Origin of the sequence: Ectothiorhodospira mobilis, from assembly GCF_900114895.1 — a bacterium.
GTDB classification, from domain to species: Bacteria; Pseudomonadota; Gammaproteobacteria; order Ectothiorhodospirales; family Ectothiorhodospiraceae; genus Ectothiorhodospira; species Ectothiorhodospira mobilis_A.
On the sequence record NZ_FOUO01000004.1, the window covers coordinates 190,250 to 208,002 of the forward strand.

General features: G+C 69.8%; 11 protein-coding genes. 5 read left to right on the forward strand and 6 right to left on the reverse strand.

Annotation, left to right across the window (positions count from 1 at the left end; genetic code table 11):
• Positions 1 to 181 precede the first annotated feature (181 nt).
• The gene (locus BM214_RS04920) at positions 182 to 3,964 is read left to right on the forward strand and encodes a magnesium chelatase subunit H (RefSeq protein WP_090484093.1); all 3,783 of its coding nucleotides are present in this window, start codon (positions 182 to 184) and stop codon (positions 3,962 to 3,964) included.
• A 48-nt stretch (positions 3,965 to 4,012) separates the two neighbouring features.
• Here the strand turns inward: BM214_RS04920 and nspC are convergent, their stop codons facing one another.
• The 3 genes from nspC to BM214_RS04935 all read right to left on the reverse strand — a co-directional run bounded on the left by nspC (position 4,013) and on the right by BM214_RS04935 (position 7,223).
• The gene (nspC, locus tag BM214_RS04925; RefSeq protein ID WP_090484094.1) at positions 4,013 to 5,173 is read right to left on the reverse strand and encodes a carboxynorspermidine decarboxylase; all 1,161 of its coding nucleotides are present in this window, start codon (positions 5,171 to 5,173) and stop codon (positions 4,013 to 4,015) included.
• 7 nt (positions 5,174 to 5,180) lie between these two features.
• Positions 5,181 to 6,380: a saccharopine dehydrogenase family protein gene (locus tag BM214_RS04930; RefSeq protein WP_090484096.1), complete on the reverse strand. Its 1,200-nt coding sequence runs from the start codon at positions 6,378 to 6,380 to the stop codon at positions 5,181 to 5,183.
• Positions 6,381 to 6,530: 150 nt separating this feature from the next.
• Entirely contained in the window at positions 6,531 to 7,223 is a 693-nt protein-coding gene (locus BM214_RS04935; RefSeq protein WP_090484135.1) for a hypothetical protein, read from the reverse strand.
• A 252-nt stretch (positions 7,224 to 7,475) separates the two neighbouring features.
• Here BM214_RS04935 and BM214_RS04940 point away from each other — a divergent pair, with 252 nt between their 5' ends.
• From BM214_RS04940 to BM214_RS04950, 3 genes are all read left to right on the forward strand, one after another.
• Positions 7,476 to 8,315, forward strand: a complete 840-nt coding sequence (locus BM214_RS04940) for an HDOD domain-containing protein (RefSeq protein WP_090484098.1) — start codon at positions 7,476 to 7,478, stop codon at positions 8,313 to 8,315.
• 136 nt (positions 8,316 to 8,451) lie between these two features.
• Entirely contained in the window at positions 8,452 to 10,977 is a 2,526-nt protein-coding gene (locus BM214_RS12965; RefSeq protein WP_090484100.1) for a PAS domain-containing hybrid sensor histidine kinase/response regulator, read from the forward strand.
• The gene (locus BM214_RS04950; protein WP_090484103.1) at positions 10,977 to 12,191 is read left to right on the forward strand and encodes an EAL domain-containing response regulator; all 1,215 of its coding nucleotides are present in this window, start codon (positions 10,977 to 10,979) and stop codon (positions 12,189 to 12,191) included. The genes BM214_RS12965 and BM214_RS04950 overlap by 1 nt, the downstream gene beginning before the upstream one ends.
• A 17-nt stretch (positions 12,192 to 12,208) precedes the next feature.
• On the opposite strand, the gene BM214_RS04955 is transcribed toward BM214_RS04950, so the two are convergent.
• On the reverse strand, positions 12,209 to 13,147 hold the full coding sequence (locus tag BM214_RS04955; protein ID WP_090484105.1) for a 1-phosphofructokinase family hexose kinase: 939 nt from the start codon (positions 13,145 to 13,147) through the stop codon (positions 12,209 to 12,211).
• Between the two features lie 86 nt (positions 13,148 to 13,233).
• Positions 13,234 to 14,814, reverse strand: a complete 1,581-nt coding sequence (locus BM214_RS04960; RefSeq protein WP_090484107.1) for an alpha/beta hydrolase — start codon at positions 14,812 to 14,814, stop codon at positions 13,234 to 13,236.
• A gap of 69 nt (positions 14,815 to 14,883) precedes the next feature.
• Between BM214_RS04960 and thpR the strand changes: the two genes are divergently transcribed.
• A complete protein-coding gene (gene thpR / locus BM214_RS04965) occupies positions 14,884 to 15,474 on the forward strand; it encodes an RNA 2',3'-cyclic phosphodiesterase (protein WP_090484109.1) in 591 nt (196 codons plus the stop codon).
• Here thpR and putP read toward each other — a convergent pair.
• Positions 15,469 to 16,941 (reverse strand): sodium/proline symporter PutP, encoded by a 1,473-nt coding sequence (gene putP, locus BM214_RS04970; protein ID WP_090484137.1) that lies wholly within the window; start codon positions 16,939 to 16,941, stop codon positions 15,469 to 15,471. The two genes, thpR and putP, sit on opposite strands and share 6 nt — an antisense overlap.
• Between the last annotated feature and the right edge of the window lie 812 nt (positions 16,942 to 17,753).

Genomic DNA, 17,753 nt, shown 5'->3' on the forward strand with positions numbered 1-17,753 from the left:
GCATGGGGGTATGCATGGCGCTTCGGGGCGCACCGCGCCGGGGTGTCCGGTGGCTCGTGGGGCCCCCGCAAGGGCCTGTCCAGCTTGGTTGACACCCGGCCCGGGCCGAACTAATTTGACACGGATCCCGGGGAGGCGCCAGCCGGCCGTTCCGGAAACCCCATTACAGGCACGAAATCCTATGGCATCCAAGCCCACGTCTGCAGCCGATCCAACCCCCATCCGGGTGGTCATCGTCACCATGGACACCCATCTGGCCAGTGCCACGGACCGGGCCAGGGCCACGCTCCAGCGCCAGCTGCCGGGGCTGGAGCTCTCGCTCCACGCCGCCTCCGAATGGGCGGGGGACGCCGAGGCCCTGGAGCGATGCCGCGCCGATGTGGCGGCCGCCGACATCCTCGTGGTCACCATGCTCTTTCTCGAGGACCAGTACCAGCAGATCCTCGAGGACCTGAAGGCGCGCCGGGACGACTGCGATGCCCTCATCTGCGCCATGTCCGCCGGCGACGTGACCAAGCTGACGCGCATGGGCCAGTTCGACATGTCCAAGCCCAGCAGCGGTCCCATGGCCCTGCTCAAGAAGCTGCGGGGCCAGCAGAAGGAGGGGGACAGCCCCGCCAGCGCCGGTGCCCAGCAGATGAAGATGCTGCGCCGCATCCCCCAGTTGCTGCGCTTCATCCCCGGCACCGCCCAGGACGTGCGCGCCTACTTCCTCACCCTCCAGTACTGGCTCGGCGGGTCCGAGGAAAACATGGCCAACATGATCCGCTTCCTGGTGGACCGTTATGCCGACGGCCCGCGCCGTGGCCTGCGGGGCCGCCTGGAGGTGGCGTCGCCGGTGGAGTACCCCGAGGTGGGGGTCTACCACCCGGACATGACCCCCCGGCTCTCGGCGGATCTGCAGGACCTGCCGCGCCGGGGAAACAAGGGGCAGGGGCGCGTCGGCCTGCTGCTGTTGCGCTCCTATGTCCTGGCGGGTAACGCGGGACACTACGATCCGGTCATCCGCGGCCTGGAGGAGGCCGGGCTTGAGGTGATCCCCGCCTTCGCCGCCGGCCTGGACGCCCGCCCCGCCATCGAGGCCTTCTTCATGGAGGACGGCCGTCCCACGGTGGACGCCGTGGTCTCCCTCACCGGCTTCTCCCTGGTGGGCGGGCCGGCCTATAACGACGCCCGCGCCGCCGAGGAGATCCTGACCCGCCTCGATGTGCCCTACATCGCGGCCCACCCGGTGGAATTCCAGACCCTGGACCAGTGGGGCCGCTCCGAACGGGGTCTGCTGCCGGTGGAGAGCACCATCATGGTGGCCATCCCGGAACTGGACGGCAGCATCGCCCCCATGGTCTTCGGTGGCCGCCCGGGGCCGGCCGGCAGTGTCTGCGAGGGCTGCGAGCTGGGCTGCACCTTCAGCGGCAGCGACAACACCCAGGACATGTTCACCTGCCGCGAGCGGGCGCAGATGCTGGTGGCCCGGGTGCGCCGCCTGGTGGAACTGCGCCGGGCCGAGCGGGCCGAGCGCAAGGTGGCGGTGGTGCTGTTCAACTACCCGCCCAACGCCGGCAACACCGGCACGGCCGCCTATCTGGGGGTCTTCGAGTCGCTATACAACACCCTGCGGGAGATGCAGGCCGCGGGCTACCATGTGGATCTGCCCGAGAGCGCCGATGCCCTGCGGGAGGAGATCATCAACGGCAATCGGGAGCAGTACGGCGCCGATGCCAACGTGCATACCCTCATCCCCGCCGAGGACCACGTGCGCCGCGAGAAGCATCTCAAGGAGATCGAGGCCCAATGGGGCCCGGCCCCGGGCAAGGTGCTCACCAATGGCAGCTCCATCTTCGTCATGGGTCGGCAGTACGGCAATGTCCTGGTGGCGGTGCAACCCTCCTTCGGCTATGAAGGGGACCCCATGCGCCTGCTCTTCGAGCACGGCTTTGCCCCCACCCATGCCTTCTCCGCCTTCTACCGCTACCTGCGGGAGGACTTCGCCGCCCACGCCGTGCTGCATTTCGGCACCCATGGGGCCCTGGAGTTCATGCCGGGCAAGCAGGTGGGCATGTCCGGCGCCTGCTGGCCCGACCGCCTCATCGGCGATCTGCCCAACCTGTATCTCTATGCCTCCAACAACCCCTCGGAGGGGGCCCTGGCCAAGCGCCGTTCCGCGGCCACGCTCGTCAGCTACCTGACCCCGCCGGTGGCCCATGCCGGCCTCTATCGCGGCCTGGTGGATCTCAAGAGCTCCATCGACCGCTGGCGCGGGCTGGAACCGGATCGCGAGCACGAGCGCGCCGAACTGGCGGAACTGATCCAGTCCCAGGCGGCGGAACTGGAACTGGCCCCCGCCGAACCCCTCTGGGACGTGGGCAGCGGCGAGGCCGAGGAGCAGGTGCGTCGCCTGGGCGAGGCCGTGCTGGAACTGGAATACACCCTGATCCCCCATGGCCTGCACGTGGTGGGCACCCCTCCGGACGAGGAGGAGCGCGTCGATATGCTGGTGGCCATGGCCGATGCCGGCCAGTCCATGCGTCTGGAGCGGGAGGCGGTGCAGACCCTGGTGCGGACCGGCGAGGTGGCACCGGCCCTGGAGCAGGCGGGGCTGGAGGACACCGAGGAGAACCGGGAACGCCTGCAGCAACTGCTGCGGGCCAACGAACTCATGTCCCGGGACCACGAGATCGACGGCATCCTGCGGGCCCTGGACGGGCGCTTCATCCGCCCCGCGCCGGGGGGGGATGTCATGCGCCAGCCGGACGTGCTGCCCACCGGGCGCAACCTGCACGGCTTCGATCCCTTCCGTATCCCCAGCGCCTTCGCCCTCAAGGATGGCGCGCAGCAGGCGGAGCGGCTCATCGCCCGCCATCAGCAGGAGGGCAACGGCCTGCCCGAGTCCGTGGCCATGGTCCTCTGGGGCAGTGACAACCTCAAGACCGAGGGCAGCCAGATCGGCCAGGCCCTGGCCCTGGTGGGGGCCCGCCCGCGGTTTGACAACTATGGCCGCCTGGCCGGCGCGGAACTCATCCCGCTGGAGGAGCTGGGCCGCCCCCGCATCGACGTGGTGCTCACCCTCTCGGGCATCTTCCGCGACCTGCTGCCCCTGCAGATCAAGCTCCTGGCGGAGGCCACCTACCTGGCGGCGGCCGCCGAGGACGAGCCCCTGGAGCAGAACTTCGTGCGCGCCCACGCCCTGGCCTATCAGAAGGCCCACGGCTGTGACCTGGAGACGGCGGCGCTGCGGGTCTACGGCAATGCCGACGGGGCCTACGGCTCCAACGTCAACAGCCTGGTGGAGAACGGGCGCTGGGACGACGAGGACGAACTGGGCAACACCTATACCCAGCGCAAGGGGTTTGCCTACGGCCGCAACGGGCGGCCCAGCAAGCAGGACGCCCTGCTCAAGACCATGCTGGCGGACGTGCAGCTCACCTACCAGAACCTGGACTCCGTGGAGCTGGGGGTGACCACCATCGACAACTACTTCGACACCCTCGGCGGCATCAGCCGCGCCGTGCGCCAGGCCCGGGGCGGCAAGGATACCCCGGTGTACATCGGCGACCAGACCAAGGGCGACGGCACCGTGCGCACCCTGTCGGAACAGGTATCCCTGGAGACCCGCACCCGCATGCTCAACCCCAAGTGGTACGAGGGGGCCCTGAAGCACGGCTACGAGGGGGTGCGGCAGATCGAGGTGCACATCACCAACACCATGGGCTGGTCCGCCACCACCGGCCAGGTGCAGCCCTGGGTGTATCAGAAGCTCTCCGAGACCTTCGTGCTGGACCCGGAGATGCGCGAGCGGCTGGCCAAGCTCAACCCCACGGCCTCGGCCAAGATGGCCAACCGCCTGCTGGAGGCCTCCGACCGCAACTATTGGCATCCGGACGAGGAGACCCTGGAGGCCCTGCGCCGTGCCGGTGAGGAGCTGGAGGACCGTCTGGAGGGCATCGAGGAGTCCCCGGCGGCCTGAGGCCGCCGCCCGGGACAGGAATGGAGTTCGGCCCCCCGGGGGATGGCCCTAGCTCAGCCGGTTCCTGTAGTCCTCGTAGCCGAAGGCCTTCACCACCCGCAGTTGGCGGCTTTGTGCGTCCACCCGGCAGATGGCCGGAAGGGGCATGCCGTTGAAGGTGGTGGTCTTCACCATGGTGTAGTGGGCCATGTCGGTGAACACCAGGCGCTGTCCGATGGATAGGGGTTCGTCGAAGGCGTAGACCCCGATCATGTCCCCCGCCAGGCAGGTCTGCCCCCCCAGGCGGTAGGTATAGGGCCTCTCCCCGGGCTGGCCCGCGCCCACCACCTGCGGCCGGTAGGGCATCTCCAGCACGTCCGGCATGTGGGCGGTGGCCGAGGTGTCCAGGATGGCGATGGGCCCCTCGTTGTCCACGATGTCCAGCACCGTGCATACGAGAAAGCCCGCGTTCAGGGCGATGGCCTCCCCGGGCTCCAGGTAGACCGTCAGGTGCGGGTGGCGGGCGCGGAATCCGCGCACGATGCGCACCAGGCGGTCCACGTCGTAGTCCTCCCGCGTGATGTGGTGCCCGCCGCCGAAGTTCACCCACTTCAGGGCGGGCAACAGGTGGCCGAAACGGGCCTCGAAGGCCGCCAGGGTGCGTTCCAGGGCATCGCTGTTCTGCTCACACAGGGTGTGGAAATGCAGCCCCTCCAGCCCCGTGAGATCCACCCCCTCCAGATCGCGGATGCGGGTACCCAGGCGGGAACCCGGGGTGCAGGGGTCGTAGAGGGCCACCGCCCCTTCGGAGTGTTCCGGGTTTACCCGCAGCCCCGGGGAGACGCGGCGCGCCGCGCCGGCGACCCGCTCGCGAAAGCGTAGCCACTGCCCGGGAGAGTTGAAACTGATGTGGTCGGCGTGGCGCAGCACCTTCGTCATCTCCGCGTCGGAGAAGGCCGGATTGAAGCAGTGCACCTCGCCGCCGAACTGCTCGGCCCCCAGCCGGGCCTCGTGCTGGCCGCTGGCGGTGGTCCCGTCCAGGTAACGGCGCAGCAGCGGGAAGGTATCCCACATGGCGAACCCCTTCAGGGCCAGCAGGATGCGCGCCCCGCTGGCCTCGCGCACCCGGGCGAGGCGCTCCAGGTTGCGGATCAGCAGGGCGTCGTCCACCACGAAGGCGGGGGAGGGGCAGTCCCGGGGATCGAAGTCCGGCGTGGCGGGCAGGTCCATGGTGGTCTCAGCCCAGGGGATCGCTGTCCGGATCCAGTTCCTTCACCTGCCAGGGCAGGCCCAGGTCACCGATGCGCTCCATGAACGGGTCCGGATCCAGCTGCTCCACGTTGAACACCCCTTCGCCCTTCCAGATCCCCTGGGCCATGAGCATGGCCCCCAGGGTGGCGGGCACGCCGGTGGTGTAGGACACCGCCTGGGATTGCACCTCGCGGTAGCAGGCCTGGTGGTCGCACATGTTGTAGATGTGCACCTTGCGCCGCCGGCCGTCCTTGATGCCGTCCAGGATCACGCCGATATTGGTCTTGCCCTGGGTGCGCGGTCCCAGGGTAGCCGGGTCCGGCAGCAGCTTGCGCAGGAACTGCAGGGGGATGATCTCCTTGCCCTCGTATTCCACCGGCTCGATGCCGGTCATGCCCACGTTCTCCAGCACCTTCAGGTGGGTGAGGTACTGCTGCGAGAAGGTCATCCAGAAACGGATGCGCTTGAGCCCGCGGATGTTCTGCACCAGGGATTCCAGCTCCTCGTGGTAGAGCAGGTAGAGATCCTTGGGGCCGATGCCGTCGAAGTCGAACACCCGCTTCTCGGCCAGGGGCGGGGTCTCCTTCCACTGGCCGTCCTCCCAGTAGCGGCCGTTGGCGGTCACCTCGCGGATGTTGATCTCGGGATTGAAGTTGGTGGCGAAGGGGTAGCCGTGGTCCCCCCCGTTGGCATCCAGGATGTCGATGTGGTGGATCTCGTCGAACAGGTGCTTCTGTCCCCAGGCGCAGTAGATGTTGGTCATGCCCGGGTCGAAGCCGCAGCCCAGGGTGGCCATGAGGCCTGCCTCGCGGTAACGGTCCTGGAAGGCCCACTGCTCCCGGTATTCGAACTTGGCCTCGTCCGGGTGCTCGTAGTTGGCGGTGTCCAGGTAGGGGGTGCCGGTGCGCAGGCAGGCCTCCATGATGGTCAGGTCCTGGTAGGGCAGGGCCACGTGCACCAGCACGTCGGGCCGTTCCGCCTCGATGAGGCGCACCAGTTCCTCCACGTTGTCCGCGTCCACCCGGGCCGTGCGGATGGGCCGGTCCAGCTGGGCGGCGATGGCCCGGCACTTGTCCTCGTTGCGGCTGGCCAGGCAGATCTCGGAGAAGACCTCCGGATGCTGGGCGCACTTGTGGGTGACGACTCCGCCGACGCCGCCGGCGCCGATGATCAGGACTTTGCTCATAGGCCTCGATACTGGGGTTTGGGGTCAGTGATGATCCGTGGGCGGCTTCGGGGATGCCCCGCTGTGCCCTTCAGGGTGCCCCCGGGAGGTGACAAAGCCATGAAAAGGGGCCGCCTGCGGCGGGGATGATGCCCCCTGAGAGGCCCGGTATCAAGCCCTCTCCACGCTGAAGGTGATGGCATAGCGCCGGCTCTTGCCAAAGACCAGGGCCATGCGGCCCTGGCCGCCGGTGTCCAGGCCCAGGTCCGCGGCCCGGTGCAGGCCCTGGGCCCGGTGCAGCCGCCTCAGGGAGGTCTCGATGCTGCCCTTGTGGCGGCGGATGTACAGGGCCAGGTCCGGGCGTACCACGGCCTGGATGTCGTGCTCCTGCCGGCGCACCGCCAGTTGCGTGCAGGCCGGTCCCAGTTCTTTCGCGGGGAGTCCGAACAGGCGCTCCAGGATGCGCTGCATGCCATCCTCCGGGGGTTCCCCCAGATAGAGGTTCCACAGGAAGCGGCCGATGCCGTAATCGTCGCTCCACCAGCCGGTCTCGGGGTTGCGCACGTGCAATCCCACGGGCACCAGACGGTAGGCGCCCAGTCCCGGATCGTCGGTGAGGATGTCAAAGCTCACCTGTCGACATCCCAGATGCCTTCGGGCACCCTTCACCATGAGCGCCGCGTTCCTGGGGGTGAGCAGCTTCAGGGCCATGCGGTCCCGGGGTTGCATGGCCCGCCCGCGCTGGCGCTGGATGTCCTGGATTACCTCCAGGGCGCATTGGGTGATGAGGCGCTGATCGCGCACCACCCCGTTTGGGGGGATGTTGTGGGACTGCTGTTCGTCCTCGGTGTCGTGGGGTTGCATGCGTTCCATCATGGCTCAAGGGCTTTGGGCCGGTCCAAGGGGATTGTCGGAAAGGACTGGTACCTGCTCGGGGGCGGTACCGCGAGGCGACTCCGGAATCAACAAGCAGAAATCGGGCCATCTTCGCGTCCTCCTCCCGGTCCCCTGGGATCGGAGATGGGCCGGGTGGCGGTGACGAATATTTGACGTATTGCCCCGTGGCTCCGGCAGGATTCGGCGCAAGCGGATGTCCTTTGGAAGCGAGAAATTCCTATGGACCCAACGGATCCCTCCCCCCAGGAAAGCGCCCTGCTGGAGCGGCTCGCCATCCCGCCGCAGCCGGAGGCGCTGCGCCGCATCGCCCAGGAGGCCCGCCGCGAGGAGGTGGATCTGTCCCGGGTGGCGGAGTGGATCGCCGCCGATACGAGCCTGGCCGGCGGTCTGCTGTGGGTGGTCAACTCCCCGCTGTTCCGGCGCCGCCGGGAGATCAGCGCCATACGGGAGGCGGTCCTGCTCCTGGGCCTTGAGCGCACCCGTGCGGTGGTACGCACCGTGGCCTTGCGCAATGCCCTCTCCCATCTGCCGGAGATGGGGGGCTTCTGGAAGACCGGCGTGCGCGTGGGGGAGACTTGCGCCAGGGCCGTACAGTCCCTGCGCCGGCCGGATCTGGTGGACGACGCCTATCTGTTGGGGATCTTCCATCTGGTGGGGGTGCCGGCCCTGCGGGGGGTCTTTGGGGAGGCCTACGACCCCATGCTGCGGGAGGCCGCGGTGCACGGCTGGTCCGGTGTCCTGCAGGCGGAGCAGGCCAGCTTTGGTGTCCACCATGCCCGCATCGCCGCCCTGGTGACGCGGCAATGGCATGTCCCTGCGGCGGTGAGCACGGCCATCGAGGGGCAGTATCGTGTGGCGCACCTGGAGACCCTGGACCATGCCGACGCCCCCGATCTGGTGGTGGCCCTGAAGCTGGCCCTGCGGGCCCTGGCGGCGGAGGACAATACCCGGCTGACCTATACCGAATGGGAGCAGCTTGCTGAGCCCCTGACGGACTATCTGGGCCTGGCCGACGCCTCGGCCCTGGAGGCCCAGGTGGATGGCATCGCCATGGATTGATCCGGCCCCCGGGGCATGGTGGGACCGCGCGGGGGTTGTCTCCCCGGGGTTGAATTGATCATGATCATGGAACGGCGTCATCGCCGCCACTGGATACAAGCCGTCCCGGGTCCTGGGCCCCGGGGCAGGGGATGAGATGGAGAGCTCGCGCACAGCGCAATTATGGGAGGATCTCCGGGCCCGCTTCCCGGATCTGGCCGCCCACCTGGCCCGGGAGGGGCATCTGGATACATGGCAGGTGCTCTCCCTATGGGATGCGGTGCGCCACCAGCGGGAGGGGCTGGAACCGCTGCTGAGCCATATGCCCGGTGTCGTCTACCGTTGTGTCATGGACCCCCACTGGACCATGCGTCTGATGACGGCCAACGCCAGGGAACTCACCGGCCATGCGGCGCAGGACTTCATCGACAACCGTGTGCTCAGCTATGCCCAAATCATCCATGAGGCGGACCGCGCCCGGGTGCAGGAGGTCATCCAGGCGGCGGTGGCGTCGGGTCAGGGCTGGGACCTGGAATATCGCATCTACCACCGGGACGGCGGCATCCGCTGGGTCCACGAACGGGGTACCGCCGCGGGCGTGGAGGAGGACGGGCTGCCCCTCCTGGACGGTTACGTGCTGGACATCACCCGCCACAAGGACGCGGAATCGCAGTTGCAACAGGCCCGCGCCGAGGCGGAATCGGCGGACCGGGCCAAGACCGCCTTCCTGGCCACCATGAGCCACGAGATCCGCACCCCCATGAACGGGGTCATCGGCATGCTGGACGTGCTGGCGGCGGACCGCCTGGACGAGGACCAGCGGGAGGTGGTGGCCACCGCCCGGGAGTCCGCCTTTTCCCTGTTGCGTCTCATCGACGACATCCTGGACTTCTCCCGGGTGGAGGCGGGCCGGCTGGAACTGGAGCGTGTCCCGGTGGCGGTGGTGGAACTCACCGAAGGGGTCTGCGTCTCCATGGCCGCGGTGGCGGCCAAGCAGGCCGTGGACCTGGAACTGACGGTGGCCCCGGAGGTGCCCGACCGGATCTGGTCCGATCCCGTGCGTCTGCGCCAGGTCCTGTACAACCTGGTGGGCAACGCGGCGAAGTTCAGCGCCCGCCGGGACGGGGGGCGTGGGCGGGTGAAGGTGGGCCTGGACACGGACCAGGGCGAGGACGGGAGGCCCCGGCTGCTGCTCGCGGTGCGGGATGACGGCATCGGCATGGACCCCGAAGGGGTGCAGCGCCTGTTCTCCATGTTCACCCAGGCCGATGCCTCCACCACCCGCCGCTATGGGGGCTCGGGCCTGGGGCTGGCCATCTGCGAACGCCTGGTGCGGCTCATGGAGGGGGAGATCCGGGTGGAGACCGCCCCGGGGTCGGGGGCCGAGTTCCGGGTGGGGCTGCCCCTGGAGGTGGTGGCCCGGGACGGCGACGCCCACGGCAGCGCACCGCTGCAAGGGGTGGAATGCCTGCTCCATTTCCCCGGCGAAACCGCCCTGGCGGAGAAGCGGGCGGTCCTGGCCCGGGCCGGGGCGGCGGTGCGGGTGATCCCCGACCTGAACACCCTGGAGAGCCTGCCGCCCCCGGCGGGGGTGCGTGTCCTGGTGCAGCGCCTGGATCCAGGGGGGCGGTCCACTGCCCATCCCCCCATGCCCGCCGCCGGGGGCATCGCCGGACGGGTCCTGATCGTGCCCGGCAAGGGCCTGTACGTGCAGGGCGTGGGGGTGAAGCTCACCCTGAAGGAGGGGGCCATCCCCCGGCGCCGGACCCTGCTGCGGGCGGTGACCCTGCTGGCGGGGCGTTCGGCGGAGGGCCAGGGTTTCAGCGATGCCCTGGAGATGCGCCGGCCGGTGATCCCCGACCGGGCCCAGGCCCGCCGCGAAGGGCGCCTGGTGCTGGTGGTGGAGGACGACCGCATCAATCAGAGCGTGCTCCTGCGGCAACTGGCCATGTTGGGCTACGCCGCCGAGGTGGCGGCGGACGGGGAGACGGCCCTGCGGCTCTGGTCCCCGGGCCGTTTCGCCGCGGTCCTGTCCGATCTGCATATGCCGGGCATGGAGGGCTGGGCCCTGGTGAGCGCCATCCGTGACCGAGAGGCCCAAGGGGGGCACACCCGCACCCCGATCCTCATGACCACCGCCGACGCCCGTGTCCCCAGCCTCTGGACCAGCGGTGAGCACGATATCGACGGCTATCTGCGCAAGCCCATCACCCTGCGCCAGTTGCACGATGCATTGAAACGGCATGTCGCCCCTGTGGGGAACATCCCCCCCCCGGGGCCGCCATCGACGGGGCCGGCACCCCCGACCCCGGAGGGCCCGGGGATGGATCTGGAGGTGCTGCGCGCGGTGGTGGGCAGCGACCCGGCCGCATTGCAGGAATTCATTCAACTGTTCAGGGGCACCTGCCGCGAGCGCCTGGAGCGGCTCGGGGCGGCCCTGGAGCAGGGAGACACCCGCACCCTCACCGCCACCGCCCACCAGTTCAAATCGGCGGCGCGTTCCGTGGGGGCGGCGCGTATCGCCGATCTGTGCGCACGCATCGAATCCCTGGAGGAGGGGAGTGATGGCGCTGTCCTGGACCGGCAGATCCGGGAACTGGGCCGGGCCGTGCGCGAACTGGAGCAGTGGATCGATGATCATCCCCATGGAACCGGCCCCCGAGGCCAGAAGGAGTCTCCCTGATGCAGGTGTTTATTGTCGATGACGATCCCTTTGTGCTCCGGCTCCTGAGCCATCAGTTGGGGGAGCTGGGCCATACCCGAGTGCGCGCCTTCGGCCAGCCCCACGAGCTCCTCCTGGCCCTGGACGCCCGGGAGGATTGGCCGGAACTCATCTTTCTGGACCTGCAGATGCCGGAGATGGACGGGGTTGAGCTGGTGCGCAACCTGGCCTGCATCGGCTTCACCGGGTCAGTGATCCTGGTGAGCGGTACGGAGGAGCGCATCCTGCGCACGGCCCAGAACGTGGCCGCCGCCCGGGGGCTGAACCTGCTGCCGCCGCTGAGCAAACCCGTGCATCTGGAACAACTGCGGGAGGTGCTGGACTCCGCCAAGGGGCAGGACACTGGCGGCGGCGACGACGATCCCCGGATCTCGCCCCAGGCGGAGGCCCTGTGGCAGGCGGTGTACGAGGACGAGCTGGTGCTGCACTTCCAGCCCAAGGTGCGCATGGACACCGGGGCCCTGGTGGGGGCGGAGGCCCTGGTGCGCTGGGATCACCCCTGCCACGGCTTGCTCATGCCCGACCGCTTCCTGGACCTGATGGAGGCCCACGGCCTCATGGACGAGCTCACCATGCGGGTGCTGCGGGGGGCCCTGGCCACCTGCCGCGGCTGGCTGGAGCAGGGCCTGGATCTGCACATGGCGGTGAACATCTCCGCCACCAACCTGCATGTCCTGGGGCTTCCGGATGTGGTGCAGCACACCGCCCGGGAGGCGGGGGTGCCCATCAACTGCCTCTGCCTGGAACTCACCGAGCGCATGCTGGCCCGAGACCGCCTGCTCTCCCTGGATATCCTCACCCGCTTGCGGCTCAAGGGGGCGAGCCTGTCCATCGATGACTTCGGCACCGGGCACTCCTCCCTGGCCCAGTTGCTGCAGGCCCCCTTCGACGAACTCAAGCTGGACCGCAGCTTCGTCCACGGGGCCACCCGCGATCCCGCCCGCCTCGCCATCGCCGAGGCCAGCCTGCGCATGGCCCGCAAGCTGGGGATGCAGACCACCGCCGAGGGGATCGAACGGGCGGAGGATTGGCAACTCCTGCGGGATATGGGCTGCGACCGGGCCCAGGGGCATTTCATCGCCCCGGCCATGCCGGCCGATGCCTTCCCTGCCTGGATGGAGGACTGGGACCGACGCCGGGAGGCCCTGACCGGTGCCCACCCGGAACCGGGGTAGGGGCGGGTGAGGGGGCCTCAGCCCCCGCATTCCTCGCACAGCATGTGCCAGAAGTGATCGATGTCCGACTTGTGGCACAGCTCCGTGCCGGAGGTGAGGACGGTGGCGGTGCCCGCTGCCACCCCCAGGGCGAAGGCGCGGCGGATGGATTCGCCCCGGGAGAGGCCGAAGGTCATGCCCGCCACGAAGCTGTCCCCGGCGCCCACGGCGCTGCGCGCCGTGACCTTCGGGGTGGCGAGGCGCAGGAAGGCGTCCGCAGTGGCCAGTACGGCCCCGTCGTGCCCCAGGGTGATGGCCAGGATCTCCGTGCCGCCGCCGGCAACGCACGACCGGGCCGCCGCCTCCAGTTCCGCGGGGTCCTCCAGGCTGCGCCCCATGAGGGCGGCGAACTCACCGCGGCTGGGCTTGACCATGTACACCCCTTCCTCCAGGGCCGCCTCCAGGGCCGGGCCGGAGGTATCCAGCACCATGCGCGCGCCGCGGCGCTTCACCAGGGTCGCCAGGCGCGCATACACATCCACCGGCGTGCCCCGGGGCAGGCTGCCGCTGGCCACCACATAGTCGAAGTCCAGCATGTCGATGAACTCCAGGGCCGCCTGCCACTCCTGGGGGTGGATGCCGGGGCCCTCCGGGGTGAAGCGGAATTCCTGGCCGGAACTGGACTCGTACACCACATGGCTCACCCGGGTGTCCTCGCGGATATGCACCCGGTGGGCCATGACCCCGGCGTCCGCCACCAGCTCGTCCAGTACATCCCCGGGGCTGCCCCCGGCCAGGTAGACGGCGAAGCTCCCCGCCCCCAGCTCGTTCAGCACCCGGGCCACGTTGATGCCGCCGCCACCGGGATCGTAGCGCTCGTTGGTGGTACGCACCTTGTGCACGGCCCGTACCTTGTCCGTGGTGCAGGAGGCGTCCACCGCCGGATTGAGGGTGAGGGTCACGATTCGCTTGTGCATGGAGGGGCTCCGGATTCGATGGCAACGGACTTGCAGGTATCGAAACTAACCCAGGCCGGCCCATGGGAAAAGCCCGCCGCCGCGCCTCACCCCGATACCAGGGGGAAGGTCACCCCCATGCCCCAGGCCAGGGCCAGGGCCACGGCGAAGGCCCCCGCCAGCGGATGCCCCGTGGCCCGCCAGGTCCAGCGGTCGATGAGGCCGTACACCAGCAGGAACACCGCCATGGCCGGGAGGATGATCACCAGGAAGAACAGATCCTCCAGGCGCAGGGCCACCGCCACCATGAGGGAGATCAGGAGCAGCACCTTGGTGCCGGCGTAGCCCCAGGGGGCGGCCCCGGCGCCGCGGGTGAGCCAGGCATCGGCGGTGAAGAACAGCAAGGTCCCCGCCAGGATCAGGGGCATGACCGCCAGGCGCTCCGCCCCCGGCAGGTACCCGGTGACAAAGACATGGATGGGCAGCCCGAAGGCGAAGATGGCATAGAGGCCGGCGGCGAGCGCGGCCACCAGCAGCCGGCCCCCGTTGCGCCGTGGTCCCCGGTAGGGGAACACGGTCCCGGTGCGCCGCTGCCACGCCATCAGCAGGAGCCAGGTGATGGCGCCATAGACCGCAAAGTGCAGGGCCAGGTAGTCCGACAGCAGCAGCGGCAGGCCCCCCAGGGGCACCGGCCACAGCAGCAGCGGGGTGAGCAGCGCCGGGATCCCCGCCAGGGGCAGGAGCCGCCGCCAGGGCAGGCCCGCCCCCGCCGGCGGCGAGGCGACGCGGGGCAGCAGGGCGGACAGGGGCCGGGCCAGCAGCAGGATGCCGCCGAACAAAAGCCCAAGCCAGGGCCCCCAGTGGGTCACATGGCCTGCGGTCTGCGCCGGGGCGGACACCGGCAGGGCGGCCTGCAGCCAGGACAGGGCCTCCTCCTGCATGGCCCCGGCGTAGAGCACGCCGATGTGCTCCACATCCGGGGCCACGGCCAGGCGGCGGGCATCCCCCTGCCTCGGATCGCCGTAGGTGACCCCCGGGCGCACCGCCTCCGGGGCCACCGGGAAGGCGGCCAGGGCCGGCCTGCGCAGGGCGGCGGGCTCCAGTTCCCCGAACACGAACAGCAGGTTCGACAGCCCCTCCAGCCGGGTATCCTCGGAGATGTACGGCGACACCAGTACACTGGCCGCCACCTGCCTGGGATGATCCCCGGCATAGTCCAGCAGGATATCCCCGGCCATGGAATGCCCCAGCAGGGCCAGCCCTGCGCCGGCCTGGGGCAGGTTGCGGGCATGGGCCACCGCCGCATCCAGGGCCCGGCGCAGGCGCGCCCGCCGCTCTGTCTCGTCGCTTAAGTCCGGCACGAAGGGCCGGGCGTTGCCGCCGTGGCCGGGGAAGTCGAAGGTCACCGCCAGGTAGCCATGGCGGGCCAAGGTAATGGCCAGGGGCTGCATCATCTGCCGCGAACCGGCAAAGCCATGGCCGATGACCGCCACGGGGGCGGATTCCGCCCCAGGCGGGGCGAATACCGTCAGCGGCACCCCTTGGGCCTGGGTGTGGCGGATGTCCAGGGGCCGAGTGTCGGCGCCGAGCATCCACAGGGAGAGACCGATGGCCGCCAGGGCCACCAGGGCCGTGGCGGCGCCGGCCAGGCGATTGAATGTGCGGGAGGTGGGCTTGGGCCGGATCATCTATGCGGGTCCTCCTTGAGGGAGCATGGGGCCGGGCAGGCCCGGCGAACACGATAGGGAGACGAGACCATGGCAGAAGACGTAAGCCGCCCCCCAGGGGATGCCGTACCGCCCGCCGGAGCACCCGGCCGGCGGGTCTTCTTCGCCCTCTGGCCCGACGACGCCCTGCGCCGGGAGATCCTGGCCCGGGCCCCGGGGCGGGCGGAGCACGGCGGCCGTCCCGTGCCGGCGGCGAACCTGCACCTGACCCTGGTCTTCGTGGGCCGGGCCGACGCGGCGCGCATCCGCTGCCTGGATACGGCCGCCCGCCGGGTGGTCTTCAGCCCCTTCTCGTTCCAGCTTCGGGGCCTGGGGTCCTTCCCAGGGCCGGGGATCCTGTGGCTGGGGGAGGCCGAACCCGAGGCCCCCCTGGCCGCCCTGGCGGGGCAACTGTCCGAGATCCTGGCGAAGGACTGCAACCACCGCCCGGAGACGCGCCCCTACCGGCCCCATGTCACCCTGGCCCGGCGTGTGCGTCGTCCCCCGCCGCCGACGCCGGTGGCGCCGCTCACCTGGCGGGTGCGGCGCTTCTGCCTGGTGGAGTCGGTGGACACCCATGACGGTCCCCGTTATCGCCCCCTGGCCGGGTACCCGGCGCAAGGGGTGGAAGCGGACCTATGAGGCCCGCATGTCCCTGCGCACCCCGTCGAACTCCTGCAGCATCTCCGGCGAGGGGCCGCGACCCACGAAGCTGAAGGCGATCATGGCCAGGGTGGCCAGGATGAAGCCGGGCAGGATCTCGTACATGTCGAAGATCCCCCCCTCCAGGGGTTTCCACACCAGTACCGTCAGGGCGCCCGTGATGATCCCCGCCAGGGCACCGTTGCGGGTGGCCCGGCGCCAGAATACCGAAAGGAGGATCACCGGACCGAAGGCGGCCCCGAAGCCGGCCCAGGCATAGGCCACCAGATCCAGTACCGCCGCCTCCGGGTCCAGGGCCAGCAGGGTGGCCACCACACCGATGCCCAGCACCGTGGCGCGGCCGATCCACACCAGTTCGGTATCGCTCGCCCTGGGGCGCAGGAAGCGCTTGTAGAAGTCCTCCGACAGGGCCGAGGAGGACACCAGCAGTTGGGAGTCGATGGTGCTCATGATGGCCGCCAGTACCGCGGCGATGAGGGCGCCCGCCACCCAGGGGTTGAACAGGGACTGGATCAGCAGGATGAACACCGTCTCGGGGTTGTCCAGGCCCGCCTCGCCGAAATAGGCCATGCCCACGAAGCCCGTGAAGATGGCCCCGAACAGGGCCACCACCATCCAGGTGATGCCGATGAACCGGGCCAGGGGGATGTCCCCGGGGCTGCGGATGGCCATGAAGCGGGTGAGGATATGGGGCTGGCCGAAGTAGCCCAGGCCCCAGGCCATGAGGGAGACGATGCCAAAGGCCCCCATGCTGTGCAGGGCGTCCAGGGCGCCGGGATCCATCTCGCCCACCTGCTGCGTGGCCCCGGACCAGCCGCCCACATGGCTCAGGGTGACCACGGGCACCACGATGAGGGCGATGAACATGAGCACGCCCTGGATGAAGTCGGTCCAGCTCACCGCCAGGAATCCTCCCAGCAGGGTGTAGACCAGGATCACCGCGGCCCCCACCGCCAGGGCGATGCGGTAGTCGATACCGAAGGTGCCCTCGAAGAGGGTGCCCGCCGCCACCAGACCGGCGGAGGTGTAGAAGGTGAAGAACATGAGGATCACCAGCGCCGCCACCACCCGCAGGGCGGAGGTGCCATCCCGGAAGCGGTTCTCGAAATAGGCGGGGATGGTGATGGAATCCCGGGCCGCGAAGGTCAGGCGCCGCAGCCGGTCGGCCACGAACTGCCAGTTGAGATAGGCGCCGATGGTCAGTCCCACGGCGATCCAGATCTGGTTCATGCCGGAGGCGAAGACCGCGCCCGGCAGGCCCAGCAGCAGCCAGCCGCTCATGTCCGAGGCCCCGGCGGAGAGGGCGGCGGTGCCCGCCCCCAGGCGGCGGCCCCCGAGGATGTAGTCCGCCAGGCTGTGGGTGAAGCGGTAGGCCGCCAGGCCCACCAGCACCATCAGGATCAGGTAGGCCACCAGGGTGGCCAGCAGCGCGAAGTTCACGTCCACCCCGGCGTTCATGACCGCATCCCCCGCAGCCCGTGGAGGAGGAGGCTGATCAGGGAGAGCAGGACCAGCGCCGGCATGGGCACCAAAAGCCAGAACCAGGTGGCGGGGGTGAGGCTGTATTCCATGCAGTGATCCTTGTGGATAGGTCAGTATGCCGCGGGAGTATAGGCCAACCGCCACCGGCCGCCCAAACCCGCCGGGTCCCGGCCCCGATCACCATGTTGCGCGAGAAGCCCCCTGGGAACGCCGAGCCCCAGCTCGGCAGAACAGAGCCAAGCTGGGGCTTGGCGCTCCCAGCGATCCCCCGGAACCGCCAGGCCCCAGCCCGCCCCCTGGGAACGCCGAGCCCCAGCTCGGCAGAACAGAGCCAAGCTAGGGCTTGGCGCTCCCAGCGACCCCCGGAACCGCCAGGCCCCAGCCCGCCCCTGGGAACGCCGAGCCCCAGCTCGGCAGAACAGAGCCAAGCTAGGGCTTGGCGCTCCCAGCGATCCCCCGGGCCTGCCAGACTCCGGGTCCGCCCCCTGGGAACGCCGAGCCCCAACTCGGCAGAACAGAGCCAAGCGGGTGCCTGGCGCTCCCAGCGATCCCCCCGGAACCGCCAGCCCCCAGCCCGCCCCCTGGGAACGCCGAGCCCTAGCTCGGCAGAACAGAGCCAAGCTGGGGCTTTGCGCTCCCAGCTGATCCCCCCCCGGAACCGCCAGGCCCCAGCCCGCCCCCTGGGAACGCCGAGCCCCAGCTCGGCAGAACAGAGCCAAGCGGGTGCCTGGCGCTCCCAGCGATCCCCCCGGAACCGCCAGGCCCCAGCCCGCCCC